Annotated in this window: 13 protein-coding genes and 1 tRNA gene; 7 read left to right on the plus strand and 7 right to left on the minus strand. The window is 60.4% G+C overall.

Annotation, left to right across the window (positions count from 1 at the left end; genetic code table 11):
- Nucleotides 1-4: 4 nt before the first annotated feature.
- From fdhD to D0851_RS11915, 4 genes are read right to left on the minus strand one after another with little or no spacing between them, the layout of a single operon-like run.
- Nucleotides 5-865 carry a formate dehydrogenase accessory sulfurtransferase FdhD gene (gene fdhD / locus D0851_RS11900; protein ID WP_117618837.1) on the minus strand — a complete coding sequence of 287 codons (861 nt, stop codon included), beginning with the start codon at nucleotides 863-865 and terminating at the stop codon, nucleotides 5-7.
- Complete coding sequence (fdhF, locus tag D0851_RS11905; protein WP_117618838.1) at nucleotides 846-3761, minus strand: formate dehydrogenase subunit alpha; 2916 nt, start codon at nucleotides 3759-3761, stop codon at nucleotides 846-848. The genes fdhD and fdhF overlap by 20 nt, the downstream gene beginning before the upstream one ends.
- A 24-nt stretch (nucleotides 3762-3785) precedes the next feature.
- Nucleotides 3786-5324, minus strand: coding sequence for a formate dehydrogenase beta subunit (locus tag D0851_RS11910; protein ID WP_117618839.1), 1539 nt, complete (start codon nucleotides 5322-5324; stop codon nucleotides 3786-3788).
- A 17-nt stretch (nucleotides 5325-5341) separates the two neighbouring features.
- Nucleotides 5342-5872 carry a formate dehydrogenase subunit gamma gene (locus D0851_RS11915; RefSeq protein WP_227539279.1) on the minus strand — a complete coding sequence of 177 codons (531 nt, stop codon included), beginning with the start codon at nucleotides 5870-5872 and terminating at the stop codon, nucleotides 5342-5344.
- An 88-nt stretch (nucleotides 5873-5960) separates the two neighbouring features.
- Here D0851_RS11915 and D0851_RS11920 point away from each other — a divergent pair, with 88 nt between their 5' ends.
- Nucleotides 5961-7088 (plus strand): substrate-binding domain-containing protein, encoded by a 1128-nt coding sequence (locus tag D0851_RS11920; RefSeq protein ID WP_117618840.1) that lies wholly within the window; start codon nucleotides 5961-5963, stop codon nucleotides 7086-7088.
- 29 nt (nucleotides 7089-7117) lie between these two features.
- Here the strand turns inward: D0851_RS11920 and D0851_RS11925 are convergent, their stop codons facing one another.
- Nucleotides 7118-7741 carry a YbhB/YbcL family Raf kinase inhibitor-like protein gene (locus D0851_RS11925; protein ID WP_117618841.1) on the minus strand — a complete coding sequence of 208 codons (624 nt, stop codon included), beginning with the start codon at nucleotides 7739-7741 and terminating at the stop codon, nucleotides 7118-7120.
- A 114-nt stretch (nucleotides 7742-7855) separates the two neighbouring features.
- Here D0851_RS11925 and D0851_RS11930 point away from each other — a divergent pair, with 114 nt between their 5' ends.
- From D0851_RS11930 to D0851_RS20215, 3 genes are all read left to right on the plus strand, one after another.
- Nucleotides 7856-8188 (plus strand): ankyrin repeat domain-containing protein, encoded by a 333-nt coding sequence (locus tag D0851_RS11930; RefSeq protein WP_117618842.1) that lies wholly within the window; start codon nucleotides 7856-7858, stop codon nucleotides 8186-8188.
- A gap of 6 nt (nucleotides 8189-8194) precedes the next feature.
- Nucleotides 8195-8938, plus strand: a complete 744-nt coding sequence (locus D0851_RS11935) for a spermidine synthase (protein ID WP_117618843.1) — start codon at nucleotides 8195-8197, stop codon at nucleotides 8936-8938.
- A 101-nt stretch (nucleotides 8939-9039) separates the two neighbouring features.
- Nucleotides 9040-9216, plus strand: a complete 177-nt coding sequence (locus tag D0851_RS20215) for a hypothetical protein (protein WP_162893729.1) — start codon at nucleotides 9040-9042, stop codon at nucleotides 9214-9216.
- 6 nt (nucleotides 9217-9222) lie between these two features.
- Here D0851_RS20215 and yghU read toward each other — a convergent pair whose 3' ends face one another.
- The gene (yghU, locus tag D0851_RS11940; protein ID WP_117618844.1) at nucleotides 9223-10095 is read right to left on the minus strand and encodes a glutathione-dependent disulfide-bond oxidoreductase; all 873 of its coding nucleotides are present in this window, start codon (nucleotides 10093-10095) and stop codon (nucleotides 9223-9225) included.
- A gap of 109 nt (nucleotides 10096-10204) precedes the next feature.
- Between yghU and D0851_RS11945 the strand changes: the two genes are divergently transcribed.
- From D0851_RS11945 to D0851_RS11955, 3 genes are all read left to right on the plus strand, one after another.
- On the plus strand, nucleotides 10205-12313 hold the full coding sequence (locus D0851_RS11945; RefSeq protein WP_117618845.1) for a NosR/NirI family protein: 2109 nt from the start codon (nucleotides 10205-10207) through the stop codon (nucleotides 12311-12313).
- Between the two features lie 70 nt (nucleotides 12314-12383).
- Nucleotides 12384-12989: a TetR/AcrR family transcriptional regulator gene (locus D0851_RS11950; protein ID WP_117618846.1), complete on the plus strand. Its 606-nt coding sequence runs from the start codon at nucleotides 12384-12386 to the stop codon at nucleotides 12987-12989.
- Nucleotides 12990-13142: 153 nt separating this feature from the next.
- Nucleotides 13143-14453 (plus strand): NAD(P)/FAD-dependent oxidoreductase, encoded by a 1311-nt coding sequence (locus tag D0851_RS11955; RefSeq protein WP_117618847.1) that lies wholly within the window; start codon nucleotides 13143-13145, stop codon nucleotides 14451-14453.
- A 24-nt stretch (nucleotides 14454-14477) separates the two neighbouring features.
- Here the strand turns inward: D0851_RS11955 and D0851_RS11960 are convergent.
- A tRNA-Gly gene (locus D0851_RS11960) sits at nucleotides 14478-14551 on the minus strand.
- Between the last annotated feature and the right edge of the window lie 11 nt (nucleotides 14552-14562).

The raw sequence follows: 14562 nt of genomic DNA on the forward strand, positions 1-14562 counted from the left end.
AGGGTTACTCGTCACCACGGACGTAAATAACGTGCCGGCCCGGGCGGGCAAAGCCTATCAGGGTCATGCCGGCCTTGCGGGCCTCCCGGATGGCCAGTGCGGTGGCCGCCGAAACGGCAATCAGGCTGCTGACGCCGACGGTGGCGCTTTTCTGCACCATCTCGTAACTGGCCCGGCTGGAAATCAGTACAAAACCGTCGTCAAAGGCCCTGGCACCATGGTCGCGAATGCGCGCTCCAATCAGCTTGTCCAGGGCATTGTGCCGGCCGACATCTTCCCGGGCCTGCTGTATCCGGCCCTGGTTATCACACCAGGCAGCACCGTGCGTGGCTCCGGTCTTTTCCTGCAAGGGCTGGTAAGTCGGGAGATTACGCAGGGCTCGTTGCACCGCTTTGTCAACCGGTGCCGGGCGCGCCGGTACCCTGGGGATGGCCCGGATGGCATGGGCCAGGGATTCGGTGCCGCACAGCCCGCAGCCAGTTCGTCCGGCCATGTTCCGGCGCTGTTCACGCAACCGGGCGAAGCAGTCGCCGGCAATGTGCATCTCCAGGGAAATACCCTGTTCACTGACCACAGCATACAGATGGAACAGCTGCTCCGGGCGGTCCAGAATGCCCTCGGTCAGACTGAAGCCAAAGGCAAAGTCCTCCAAATCGCAGGGTGAGGCCATCATCACGGCGTGAGAAACGCCATTGTACACCATCGCCACGGGCACCTCTTCAGCGACCAGATCCCGGCAAGGCGCACCTTCAATACCGCCGCGCACCTCCACCGGGGTCTCACAGGCCACCAAAACATCCTTGGGAGCATCGAGGCCTGTGACTGCCATGGCAGCGGCGCCCGGATTACTTGAGGGCCGAAGCATCGGATGGCTCCGTCTGGCTGGCCGAGGGCGCCAGCAACTGGTGCTGGCGCTGGTCAAACTGCTCAAAGTGGCGCTGCCAGGCCGACGGCTGGCTGACTTTCTCCACCTGCACCGCGGTGACCTTGTATTCCGGACAGTTGGTGGCCCAGTCCGAGCTGTCGGTGGTGATCACGTTGGCGCCACTGCCGGGATGGTGGAAGGTGGTCCAGACCACGCCCGGCAACATGCGGTCGCTGATCCGCGCCCGCAGAACCGTCTGGCCCACACGGCTGGAAATACCCAGCCAGTCGCCTTCCCGGATACCGCGCAGTTCGGCGTCGCTGGGATGGATTTCCAGCACATCCTCATGATGCCACTGGCTGTTCTCGGTGCGGCGGGTCTGGGCGCCGACGTTGTACTGGCTCAGGATGCGGCCGGTGGTCAGCAGCAGCGGGAACTTGCGATTGGATTTCTCCTCGCTGGCGACATACTCGGTAACCGCAAACCTGCCCTTGCCGATCGGGAAATCCAGGGTGTGCATGGTCGAGGTGCCTTCCGGATGCTCCTCGTCGCACGGCCACTGGATGCTGCCCAGTTTCTCCAGTTTGTCGTAACTGACGCCGGCAAAGGTGGGCGTCAGCCGGGCGATCTCATCCATGATCTCGGACGGATGCTTGTAGTCCATGGGGTAACCGAGTGCATTGGACAAAGCCATGGTCACTTCCCAGTCTTCCATACCTGCCACCGGCGCCATCACCTTACGCACCCGGTTGATGCGGCGCTCGGCGTTGGTGAAGGTGCCGTTTTTCTCCAGAAAAGTGGCGCCTGGCAACAGCACGTGCGCGTGCTTGGCGGTTTCATTCAGGAAGATGTCCTGCACGATCAGGCAATCCAGGGCGCTGAGTGCCGCTTCCACATGCTGGGTGTTGGGATCGGACTGGGCAATGTCCTCGCCCTGAACGTACAAGGCCTTGAAGCTGCCGGCGATGGCCGCATCGAACATGTTGGGAATCCGCAGGCCGGGTTCGTCGTCAATCGCCACGCCCCAGACCTCCTGGAACCGGGCCCGCACCGCCGGGTCGCCCACATGCTGGTAGCCGGGCAATTCGTGGGGGAAGGAGCCCATATCGCAGGAACCCTGAACGTTGTTCTGGCCCCGCAGCGGGTTCACGCCAACACCTTCACGGCCAATGTTGCCGGTGGCCATGGCCAGGTTGGCAATGCCCATCACCATGGTCGAGCCCTGGCTGTGCTCGGTGACGCCCAACCCGTAATAGATGGCACTGTTTCCGGCCTCGCCATAGGCACGGGCGGCCTGGCGTACCCGCTCGGCCGGTACGCCGGTGACCGCCTCCACGGCTTCCGGCGAATGGCGTTCCTCCGCTATGAATTCCCGCCAGTCGTGGTACTGCTTCGGCTCACAACGGCTCTCGATAAACGCCGTGTTTTCCAGGCCCTCGGTGACAATCACATGGGCCAGGGCATTGACCATGGCCACGTTAGTACCCGGGCGCAGCGGCAGGTGAATGCCTGCACTGCCGTGGGGCGTTTTCAGCAGGTCGATGCGGCGCGGATCAATGACGATCAGCTTGGCGCCCTGGCGCAAACGCCGGCGCATCTGGGAGGCGAACACCGGGTGGGCGTCGGTGGGGTTGGCTCCGATCACCACGATGGTGTCGGCTTTCATGACCGAATCAAACGTCTGGGTGCCGGCGGATTCACCCATAGTGGTTTTCAGGCCAAACCCGGTCGGTGAGTGACAGACCCGGGCACAGGTGTCGGTGTTGTTGTTGCCGAAGGCAGCCCGGACCAGCTTCTGCACCAGGTAGGTTTCCTCGTTGGTGCAGCGGGAGGAGGTGATGCCACCGATACTTTCCCGGCCGTATCTGGCCTGGGTGGCCTTGAGTTTTTTCGCCGCAAACCCGATGGCGTCGCCCCAGGACACCACTTGCCAGGGATCGTTGATGGAGTCCCGGATCATCGGCTCCCTGATACGGTCCTTGTGGGTGGCGTAGCCAAAGGCAAAGCGCCCTTTCACGCAGGAATGGCCATGGTTAGCCTCGCCGCCCTTGTAGGGAACCATGCGCACCAGCTGGCCGCCTTTCATTTCGGCCTTGAACGAACAACCGACACCGCAATAGGCACAGGTGGTGACCACGCTGTGCCCGGGCTGGCCGGCGTCGATCACGCTCTTTTCCATCAGCGTAGCGGTGGGGCAGGCCTGGACGCAGGCGCCGCAGGATACGCATTCGGAATCCATGAACGGGTCATTCTGGCCGGCGGACACCCTGGAGTCGAAGCCACGGCCGTCGATGGTCAGGGCAAAGGTGCCCTGCACTTCCTCGCAGGCGCGTACGCAACGGGAGCAGACGATGCACTTGCCGGGGTCGAAGCTGAAGTAGGGGTTGGAGTCGTCCACTTCCGCATCCAGATGGTTTTCACCCTCGAAACCATAGCGCACTTCCCGCAGGCCCACGGCACCGGCGACATCCTGAAGTTCGCAGTTGCCATTGGCCGGGCAGGTAAGGCAGTCCAGTGGGTGATCGGAGATATACAGCTCCATGACGTTGCGGCGAAGCTTCGCCAGTTTGCCGTTCTGGGTAGTGACCGCCATGCCTTCGGTAACCGGCGTGGTGCAGGACGCCGGATAGCCGCGACGACCCTCGATTGCCACCGCGCACAGGCGACAGGAGCCGAAGGCTTCCAGGTTGTCGGAGGCACACAGCTTTGGAATGTTAATCCCGGCCAGGGCGGCGGCCCGCAATACGGACGTGCCTTCCGGTACGCTGATGTCGGTGCCATCAATGGACAGGCTGACCAGGGTTGCGGAGGTGCTCGGCGGCGTGCCGTAATCCATGTCCGGATTCAGGCCGCGGGTACCGGGGTCGCTCTTGTTCGGGTCGTAATAGTGCAACATTGTTATTGCCTCCACTCGCGTCGGTCAGGCCGTCAGGTCGTCCGGGAAATGTTTCATCACACTCTGCACCGGGAAGGGTGTCATACCGCCCATGGCGCAGAGGGAACCATCAACCATGGTCTCGCACAGATCTTCCAGCAGCGCCAGGTTAGCCTCCCGGTTCTCGCCGGCGCGGATGCGATCGATCACTTCCACTCCCCGTACCGAACCGATCCGGCAGGGCGTGCATTTGCCGCAGGACTCCACGGTGCAAAACTCCATGGCAAAACGGGCCTGCGCCCCCATATCCACGGTGTCGTCAAACACCACCACACCACCGTGGCCAATACCCGCACCGAGCTTGGCGAAGGCTTCGTAATCCATCGGTGTGTCCCACTGGCTCTCGGGCATATACGCCATCAGGGGTCCGCCCACCTGGACGGCTTTCATGGGCCGACCGGTGAAGGTGCCACCGCCAAAGTCTTCCAGGATTTGCTTCAGGCTGACGCCGAAGGCCAGTTCGATCAGGCCGCCCTGGCGGATATTGCCCGCCAGCTGGATCGGCAGCGTGCCCCGGGATTTGCCCATGCCGTAGTCGGCGTAGGCCTGGCCGCCCTGATCGAGAATGAACGGCACCGCCGCGAACGACAGCACGTTGTTCACCACCGTGGGCTGGCCAAACAGCCCCTTGATGGCGGGCAGGGGCGGCTTGGCGCGCACCAGTCCCCGCTTGCCTTCCAGGCTTTCCAGCAGCGACGTCTCCTCCCCACAAATGTAGGCGCCCGCCGCCAGTCGCACTTCCAGGTGGAAAGTACGACCACTGCCCCGGACATCCTCGCCCAGATAGCCGGCCGCCTCGGCGCGGCGGATAGCTTCGTCCAGCATGCGATGCGCCACCGGGTATTCCGAGCGCAGGTAGATATAGCCCCGGGTCGCACCGACGGCCAGCCCGGCAATGGTCATGCCTTCGATCAGCATGAACGGGTCGCACTCCATCACCAGCCGGTCGGCGAAGGTTCCGGAATCGCCCTCATCGGCATTGCAGACGATGTATTTTTGCTGCTGCCAGGGCTCATCATGAACTGTCTGCCACTTGATGCCGGTGGGGAACGCCGCACCACCCCGGCCACGCAGGCCCGAAGTTTTTACTTCATCCACAATCGCCTGGGGCGTCATGGCCACGGCCCTGCCCAGCCCCCCAAAACCACCATGGGCCCGATAATCATCAATAGACAGTGGATCGGTAATACCAATCCGTGAAAAGGTCAGGCGCTGCTGGCGTTTGAGGTAGGGCATATCCGCCACCGGGCCGAGAAACAGCGGGTGATCGGATTTGCCATCGAACAGGCCGGCGTCCACCAGAGCCTGAACGTCGTCCGGTTCAATAGGGCCGTAACCGATCCTGCCCGTGGCGGTCCCGATTTCCACCAGCGGCTCGAGCCAGCACAATCCGCGGGAACCGTTTCGCACCAGTTCAATGTCCACGCCCCGGGCGCCGGCGTGATACTCGATCAGTCTTGCCACCTCGTCCGCGCCCATGGACAGGGCGGTGGTATCGCAGGGCACGAAGATTTTTGTCGCCATGATCAAGGCTCCTGTGATTACCGGATGTCCAGCGCGGAGGTGGTGAGTTTGTCCGCCAGGCGGTCAAACTTCTGCGGGGTAACCCGGCCATGGATATCGTCGTTCACGCGAATGGACGGTGCACAGGCGCAGTTGCCCAGGCAATACACCGGCTCCAGGGTAAATTCGTTATCGGCGGTGGTGCCGTGGTAATCCACACCCAGCCGCGACTTGATATGGTCTTCCAGAGCGCGGCCACCCATGGCCTGGCAGGCTTCTGCCCGGCAAACATGGATGACCTTGCTGCCCACCGGGTGAGTGCGGAAATGATGGTAGAAGCTGATTACCCCGTGCACTTCGGCCCGGGTCTGTTGCAGCATCCCGGCAATGATGGCTACCGCGCCTTCGGGAATGTAGCCGATCCGGTTCTGGACAGCGTGAAGAATGGGAAGCAGGGCGCCGGGTTTGTGCTTCAGTGCGTCCACTTCGTCCCGGATCATGTCAGGTGTCCAGTCGCCGGCGCTGGGCCTGGTGGAGCCACCCGGTTGTTGATTTATCTGCTCTGACATATGCATGACTGTTCCTGTCTGTTTTTGTTCTGGTACAGTTCTAGCACTACGCTAGCACCCAATTCGTGACCACGGAATATGAACTGAAATGCATACCAAGAAGCTCAACATATCTCCCGCCTGGGTCTTCCGGACCGAGGACGGTGAACTGTTCGAGCCGGTTCTGTTCCGCCTGCTCGAAAGTATCCGCGACACCGGCAAACTCACCGTCGCCGCCGAGGCGGCCGGCATCTCCTATCGGCACGCCTGGAACCTGCTTAACCGTGCCACCCATGTCTTCGGCCTGCCCCTGGTCATCATGCGCAAGGGCCAGGGCACCAGCCTGTCGGACCTCGGCGAAAAGCTGCTCTGGGCCGATCACCGGGTCAAGGCCCGGTTGGGGCCTCAGATCGACAGCATGGCCTCGGAACTCAATGACCAGGTCCAGCAGCTTCTGGCCGGCAGCCACCCGGTCCTGCGCCTGCATGCCAGCCACGGATACGCCGTGGCCCTGTTACCGGAGTTCCCGGACCAGCTGGAGATCAACCTCCAGTACCGCAATCCGGAAGAGGCCCTGTCGGCACTCAACAACGGTGAATGCGACCTGGCCAGTTTCCATTTCCCCACTTGCCCGGAACGGGCCCGGGAAATTCTCGCCCACTATCGCCATCATTTATCCGGCAACAACCTGAAGCTGATCCGCTTCGTCACCCGCCGGGAGGGGCTGATGTTCCGGAAGAACCAACAAAACCGGATCCAAAGCCTGCACGATCTTGCCGATTCTCAGTTGCGCTTCATCGGCCGGGACCGCCATTCCGGCACCCGAATTCTGTTTAACCTGCTGCTCAAGCAGCAGGGCCTGGCCGAAGACGCCATTAACCGGTCACCCCAGCAGGAATTCACCCACACCGCCGTTGCCGCCTTTGTGGCCGCCGGCATGGCGGACGTCGGTTTTGGCGTTGAAGCCGCCGCCCGGCAATTCGGCCTGACCTTTGTCGAGCTGGCCCGGGAACACTACCTCCTGCTGTGCCGGGAGGACCGGCTGAATCAGACAAACCTCTCTCGCCTTATTGGCCTGATGCGGTCCGAACCGTTCATTGGGCGTCTGCAGGAGCTGCCCGGTTACGCTCCGGACAACCCCGGCGAAATTACCACCTTCGAGGCGCTGATCGCCGGGGATTCAGATAATCAGGAATCGGAGGGTGCCGGAACCAAAGCAGAAGGGTTCCGGCAATAACCTTGACAGGGAACAGCTAAATCGGGGAGTTAACGGAGGTCGGGATTCAATGTGTAGGTACCGGTTACCCGGGTACTGGCCAGTACGTGGCCGGCCATCGCCTCGCGCACGTCGTTACCATCAAACTCGCCCTCAAGGCCCAGACTGTCCACATCCAGTGCGTGCACTTCAAAATGGTAGTGGTGAATGATTTCATCGTTCCACGGCGGACAGGGACCGTCATAACCGGCATAGGTGCCTGCCATGTCCGGGTTGCCGGCCAGGAACTGGGTGTAAGTGTTGACACCACGGACACCGATGGGCCCCGGACCGGGATCCTTGCCCTTGGGGATCACGCCATCACTGTCCTCGCCCTCCGGAATCCGGGTAATACTGGCCGGGATATCCACCAGCAGCCAGTGGAAAAAGTCGACCCGCGGAATGTCTTTGGAGACGGTTTTACCTTCCTGGTTAACATCATCCGCCACGCTGGGCACATCCGGATCAAACACCATTACCACAAAGCTTTTTGCTCCTTCCGGCGTATCTTCCCAGACCATCTCGGGGTTCCGATTGGGCCCGAAGCTCATGTGATCCTCTTCGCTGTAGACCCCGAACGCGAATTTCTCCGGAATCGGCTGGCCTTCTTCAATGCCTTGAACCTTCAGTTTCACGGCTTTGCCTCCTGTTAATCGTTGGCCTTTGGCTCTCTGACGGTGTCTGGAATGAGCCCGTTCTGTGATAATAGGTTGTAACACAAAATCAACTGACCTGACCATGGAGCCCTGATGAGCCACCAGAAACCCGGCCAGCCGCAAAAGCCCGCCAACCAGAAGGATGAGGACGCCGTTGCCTTTGCCCAGGGTATTTTCGATCTCGCGCGCAATGGCGGTGCCGGCCCGCTCAGCGTGATGCTGGATGCCGGCGTACCGGTTAACATGCGCACCAGCGAGGGCGAAAGCCTGCTGATGCTCGCCAGCCGGAACGGTCATTCCGAGACGGTCCGCCTGCTACTGGAGAAAGGGGCTGATCCCGGGGCCCGGAATAACGAGGGTGAGACCGCGCTCACACTGGCGAAAACGGACAGCGTCCGGAGCCTGATCAGCGACTCGAACCAGTAACCCGCAATGTTCAACAAGGGCGAGATTATTCATCACACCCGGGATGCCCTTGGAAGTATTCTGGTGATCGACTACCGCAAGCACCGGGTACTCACCTTCAATTCGGTGTTCGAGCAGAGCAAGATCGACCGGCGCTATCCGCATCTCCCGGTGCACGAATACAATCGGGCCATGCTGTTACCAGCGGCTTTTGCCCCTCCCAGCCATGTCACCATCCTCGGCCTCGGCGGGGGCGTTATGGCCAGCGCTTTCCATCATCTTTACCCGGAATGCCGGATTCACGCCGTGGAACTCCGGCAGGCGGTTCTCGATACCGCCCGGGAATTCTTTGACCTGCCCGTCAGCAATCGCCTTGAAGTCACCATCGCCGATGCCCGCAATGCGCTGGAAAAACTGCCAGACGCCAGCACCGGCATGATCCTGGCTGATCTTTATAACGCCGACCGTATGAGCCCCGCCCAGGCCCAGAGACACTTCGTGGATGACTGCGCCAGGGTGCTAGGCAGCAATGGCTGGCTGGTGCTGAATTACCATCGCACGCCGGATGTCGAGGGGCTGTATTTCAGGCAACTGAAGAAACACTTCACCGTGTTGCTGATGTTCAAAAGCAAGAGCAACAACACAGTCATTTACGCCAGTAAACAGCATTTCCAGTCAGTCCACTCAAAAGACCCGATTCTGGCGGAGCTGGAAACCCGGCTACCGATCGACTGGCGCCGCCTTATGGCCAAGGTCAGTCGCCTCGAGTGAGCAGGAAACTACCCGGGATTTGATCTCAATCCTTGAGGATTGGTGAGGATGCACCATAGTTTGTTGTAAGGAACTCACAGAAACCTGTAGGGAGTGCTGCCATGAGCGAGGAAGACTACAAGAAGCTCCACCCGGTGCTGAGCGAGGTCACCAAAACCTACGTTGACCTGTACACCAACCGGCCAAATGAAAAGAACCGGGCGCAGCTGATCAAGCTGGAAGCCCTGTTGCACGAGAAACTGGAAGCCATTCAGAAGGCAAAGGAAAGCAAGGGATAGCAATCTTCATTCGCCATCCCCGATTTTGTCCTGGGTCCGGGTCTCGAAATCACTGGCATCGTGCCGTTCGTGCAGCTGTGTATTCGGCTCGCCCCAGGTGCGGTTCACTATGCGCCCGCGCTTGACCGCCGGCCGCTGGGCGATCTCGTCCGTCCACCGGAGAACATGGGCATAGGTGTGAGCTTCCAGGAACTCGGCAGCCTCATAAACCTTGTTCTTCACCAGGGCGCCGTACCAGGGCCAGATCGCCATATCGGCAATGGTGTACTCATCACCGGCGATATAGCGGCTATTTGCCAGCTGACGGTCCAGGACATCCAGCTGGCGCTTGACCTCCATGGCGTAACGGTTGATCGGGTATTCGTACTTCTCCGGCGCGTAGGCATAGAAGTGACCGAAGCCGCCACCGAGCATGGGGGCGCTGCCCATCTGCCAGAACAGCCAGTTCAGGGTTTCTGTGCGCCGGACAATGTCCCTGGGCAGGAAGGCGTCGAATTTTTCCGCCAGGTACAGCAGGATCGAGCCGGATTCGAACACCCGGATCGCAGGATCGGAGCTGTGGTCCATGAGTGCCGGAATCTTGGAGTTGGGATTCACCTCAACAAAGCCGCTGCCAAACTGCTCACCTTCGGTAATCCGGATCGGCCAGGCGTCATAGTCCGCCCCTTCAAACCCCTGCGCCAGAAGCTCCTCCAGCATCACGGTGACCTTCACGCCGTTGGGTGTCGCCAGCGAATAGAGCTGCAACGGGTGTTTGCCAACCGGCAGTTCCTTGTCATGGGTGGGCCCGGCGATGGGGCGATTGATGTTGGCAAATCTACCCCCGCTCTCGGAGTCCCATTTCCAGACTTTCGGTGGTGCGTAGGTAGCGTCGGTCATGGCATTTCTCCTCACAAAGTAGCAGTCAGCTGGTTCCGAGGTCGCATTGAGCCCGGGGCCGAAAACTCTAGCATGGAAGATCAGACAAAAAGAACCACAGGAGTACTCCATGGCGGGGCGCATTGTGCTCCTTTTCACCTGTCTGTTTATCTTGCCCGCAGCCGACGCGGAATTGTCGGACAGCAAGCGGGCAATGATCCGGGAGCTGTTCCCCTCGGCAACCGTGATTCAAGACAAGTTGCCGGACTTTCCCGTGTACCCGGTGTATCAACTCCAGGAGCTGCTGGGTTATGCCTACGAGTCCGTGGACCACAGCCGTCTCCAGGGCTTCGCCGGCAAACCCATCAGTCTGCTGATTGGCCTGGACACCAAGGGTCGGTTTACCGGCGTAAAGGTGCTGAACCACCACGAGCCGGTCTTCCTGCACGGGCTGGGTGAAGAACCCCTGTTCGCCTTTGTAGACCAGTACGAAGGCCGTTCACTTCGGGAACAGATTATTGTCAGCACCTCAAATTCCAGCCGGTCCGGGCGTACCAGCGACGGCAGTGTGGTGCACTTTGACGGCGTCAGCAAGGCCACCGTGTCGGTACTGATCATCAACGACACCGTGCTTTCCTCGGCGCTGAAAGTCGCCCGCACCAAACTCGAAGGTTTTGCCCAGAGCGCCCCGACGCGGGCGAAACCGGAGTTCTTCGAGCCCCTGTCCTGGCAGCAGCTGGTGGACCGTGGCTATATCGGCCACTGGCAGGCCTCAGGAGAGGCCATTGAAGCGGCGCTCGGGCGGCCGCTCAGCGACTATCCGGTGGATATCGAGCCCGCCGGGGGTGAGCCCTTCAGCGAGCTGTTCTTCGGTTATATCAACTCGCCCATGGTCGGGCGTAACCTGTTGGGTAACGAAGGCTACCAGCGACTAATGCAAAGGCTCGATGACAACGCCCAGGTGCTCGCTGTTATGTCCCGTGGTGTGTTTCCCCATGTGTCCGAAGAGTTTGTCCCAGGCAGCTCACCGGACCGGATCGGCCTTATCCAGAACAACCTGGCCGTTGAAATGCGGGATCTGAACCTGCTTGATCAGGATCTGGACTTCCATGCTGCCGGCATCCCCTCGTTTGAGGCCCGCCACCTGTTCCGCGTCGGCGGTAACGCCGGCTTCAACCCCGGCGCCCAGGCCAGCCTCAAACTCAACGTGGCGCTGGCCCGAAACCATCTGATGGTAGATAGCACCTCACTGACAATACCTGTCAAATTCAATGATTCGCTGTTTGAAACCGTTGAGGTTGCCCCCAACCCCCGGGATATGCGGGAACCGGTGTGGGTCGGCCTCTGGAAAGAACGCTGGTGGCAGATCTCGCTGCTGGTTCTGAGCCTGGCATTACTGACAATGTTCTTCGCCAAACAGAGAACACTGAGCCGGCACCCGAGACTGGTGCACCGTTTCCGTTGGGGATTCCTGTTTTTTACTCTGTTCTTTATCGGCTTTTATGCACAGGGCCAGCTTTCGGTCGTCAACGTCTATACCCTGTTCCTGGCCATCTGGGACGGTTTTTCCCTGAATGTTTTCCTGCTCGACCCGGTGATTTTCATTCTCTGGGTCTATACCTTTATCACCCTGTTTATCTGGGGCCGGGGCCTGTTCTGCGGCTGGCTGTGCCCGTTCGGGGCCCTTCAGGAAATGGCCGCCTGGCTCGGGGAAAAACTGAAATTCCGTCAGGCCAGAATACCCGAGCACTGGCACAGGCGCCTGATCCTGATCAAATACCCGATTCTGCTGGGACTGGTAGGTACTGCGTTCTATTCTCTCACCCTGGCCGGGCAACTGGCGGAAGTGGAGCCCTTCAAAACCAGCATTACGCTGCTCTTCGTTCGCTATTGGCCATTCGTGGTTTACGCCGTTGGCCTGCTGGTGACCGGCATGTTCATTCACAAGTTCTACTGCCGCTACCTGTGCCCGCTCGGGGCAGGCCTTGCGGTGCTGGGCCGTCTCCGGCTGTTCAGCTGGCTGGACCGGGTCGAGCTCTGCGGCAATCCCTGTCAGCACTGCAAAAACGCCTGCGGCATCAACGCCATCCGCAAGGACGGCCGGGTAGACTACGATGAGTGCATTCAGTGCCTGGAGTGCGTCGTTATCCTGCGGGATGAGGAAGCCTGCGTCGACAAGCGGCTCGAAAACAGGAAACGGGCAAGGCAGGAAAACATTCTGGCAACCGACGCCAGCTGACTGTTATTGATTGATTACTCAAGCTATAATTGAGCAGTCATTCAAAACACGGTATTGGTGATTCGTTGTTATGGCCAGACATGCACGCTACGACAGAAAAATCGCTCTGGAAAAAGCGGTGGGACTGTTCTGGGAGAAAGGCTACCACGGCAGCTCCATGAAACAGATTGAGCAGGCCCTTGATATGCGCCCGGGCAGTATTTACGCTACGTTCGGCAGTAAGGATGGCCTGTTTTCAGAAGCCCTGGCGGCCTACGCCGAACAGGGGGGGCTTGAACTGGCGGCCCACCTTAAAGGGTACGAGTCCATCGTTGACGGGCTACAGGACTACCTGCGCGGCATCGCCTGCAGTTGTGGCGGTGAAGATACACCACCCTCCCGGGCGTGCATGATCGTGAAAACACTGCTGGAATCCAGCAACACTCACCTGGCCCTGGCCGCCCAGGCCAACAGCATTCTTGCTGCCATCGAGCAGTCCATTACGGAACTGCTGGAACAGGCCAGGGCAAGGGGCGAGCTGGTGCAATCGGTGGATTGCCGGCGCCTTGCCCGGCTGCTTCAGGCCCAGATTATGGGGCTCCGATCCATGGGTGAGCGTAAGCTTGAGGCCCAGACCATAAAGGAGCTCGGCGACGACATGGCAGCTATTCTGGACTGTTACCGCACCCACCACTAGGTTTACCGGCCCCGGGGGCGGGGCGGGGCGGGGCTGAAGGTAGCGACACTGCGGTAGCATTAGCACCCTATCTTTCATCGGTTCCCCAGTGAGGACAGCCAAGCGTTTTGCCTGCAGAGCGCTTGGCTTTCTTCACTTACAGGTCTGATTGCTATGGACAAACTTCATCATATTGTTGTGGTTGGCGGCGGCGCTGGTGGTCTTGAGCTGGTAACCAGCCTGGGCGACAAACTGGGAAAGAAGCGCAGGGCCAGAACTACCCTGGTGGATGCCGGGCTCACCCATGTCTGGAAACCCCTCCTTCACGAAGTCGCCTCCGGTTCCCTGGACGCCAACGCCAACGAGATCAACTACCGCGCCCATGCCAGGAAGCATCACTACGAATTCCAGCTCGGGCGCATGAGCGGGCTGGACCGCACCGCCAAAAAACTGGTCATTGCTCCGTTTCACGACGAAGAAGGCGCAGAAGTGGTGCCCGAGCGCCACATCAGCTACGACACCCTGGTCATCGCCGTGGGCAGCACCGCCAATGATTTCGGTACGCCCGGCGCCCAGGACAACTGTCTGTTCCTCGACAGCCTGAAACAGGCCAGGCGCTTCCACAAGCTCATGCTCAATGCCTTCCTGCGCAAGAATCACAAGGCACTGCAAGGTGCAGAGCACACCCTGAACATCAGTATTATCGGCGCCGGCGCCACCGGAGTGGAACTGGCGGCAGAACTTCGCCTGGCGTCCCGGGAGCTGCCGGTGTACGGAATGAATCACCTGCAGGCATCCGACGTCTCGATCAGTGTGATCGAAGCCGCTGACCGCATCCTGCCGGCACTGCCAGCCCGGCTCTCGGCCGCGGCCACGCGAGAGCTGGAGCACCAGAATGTACAGGTACTCACCGGCCAGCCGGTCAGCGAGGTCCGGGAGGCCAGCATTATCATGAAGGACGGCACCGAGCTGCCCGCCGAGATGACCATCTGGGCAGCCGGAATCAAGGCCCCGGCGTTCCTGGCCGAGCTGGACGGCCTGGAGGTGAACCGCAGCAACCAGTTGGTGGTGGAGCAGACCCTGCAGACTACCCAGGACACCGATGTCTTCGCCCTCGGTGACTGCGCCGCCTGCCCGCAACCGGATTCAGACCGGCCGGTACCGCCCCGGGCCCAGGCTGCCCACCAGCAAGCCGACACCCTGTTCAAGACCCTGTGCAACCGGCTTGAGAACGGCGAAGCTGTGCCATTCGTTTACAACGATCATGGTTCACTGATCAACTTCAGCCGCTATACCACCGTTGGCAACCTCATGGGCAATCTGTCAGGCCGCAGCATGTATATTGAAGGCAAGGTTGCGCGCCTGTTTTATTTGTCGCTTTACCGGATGCACCAGGTGGCGCTGCACGGCATGCTCCGCACCGGCATCATCTGGCTGATGGACAAAATCAGCCGTGCCATGCACCCGCGTCTCAAACTACACTAGAAAGGAAACCGGCCGGAGAGGCAATGGAGCGGGTGAAGGGAATCGAACCCTCGTATGCAGCTTGGGAAGCTGCCGTTCTACCATTGAACTACACCCGCAAAACAATGGC

The organism is Marinobacter sp. Arc7-DN-1, assembly GCF_003441595.1.
Lineage (GTDB): Bacteria > Pseudomonadota > Gammaproteobacteria > Pseudomonadales > Oleiphilaceae > Marinobacter > Marinobacter metalliresistant.

Coding starts and splice junctions, on each gene's coding strand:
- fdhD (WP_117618837.1), bottom strand. CDS start 865: ATGCTTCGGCCCTCAAGTAATCCGGGCGCCGCTGCCATGGCAGTCACA.
- fdhF (WP_117618838.1), bottom strand. CDS start 3,761: ATGTTGCACTATTACGACCCGAACAAGAGCGACCCCGGTACCCGCGGC.
- D0851_RS11910 (WP_117618839.1), bottom strand. CDS start 5,324: ATGGCGACAAAAATCTTCGTGCCCTGCGATACCACCGCCCTGTCCATG.
- D0851_RS11915 (WP_227539279.1), bottom strand. CDS start 5,872: ATGTCAGAGCAGATAAATCAACAACCGGGTGGCTCCACCAGGCCCAGC.
- D0851_RS11920 (WP_117618840.1), top strand. CDS start 5,961: ATGCATACCAAGAAGCTCAACATATCTCCCGCCTGGGTCTTCCGGACC.
- D0851_RS11930 (WP_117618842.1), top strand. CDS start 7,856: ATGAGCCACCAGAAACCCGGCCAGCCGCAAAAGCCCGCCAACCAGAAG.
- D0851_RS11935 (WP_117618843.1), top strand. CDS start 8,195: ATGTTCAACAAGGGCGAGATTATTCATCACACCCGGGATGCCCTTGGA.
- D0851_RS20215 (WP_162893729.1), top strand. CDS start 9,040: ATGAGCGAGGAAGACTACAAGAAGCTCCACCCGGTGCTGAGCGAGGTC.
- yghU (WP_117618844.1), bottom strand. CDS start 10,095: ATGACCGACGCTACCTACGCACCACCGAAAGTCTGGAAATGGGACTCC.
- D0851_RS11945 (WP_117618845.1), top strand. CDS start 10,205: ATGGCGGGGCGCATTGTGCTCCTTTTCACCTGTCTGTTTATCTTGCCC.
- D0851_RS11950 (WP_117618846.1), top strand. CDS start 12,384: ATGGCCAGACATGCACGCTACGACAGAAAAATCGCTCTGGAAAAAGCG.
- D0851_RS11955 (WP_117618847.1), top strand. CDS start 13,143: ATGGACAAACTTCATCATATTGTTGTGGTTGGCGGCGGCGCTGGTGGT.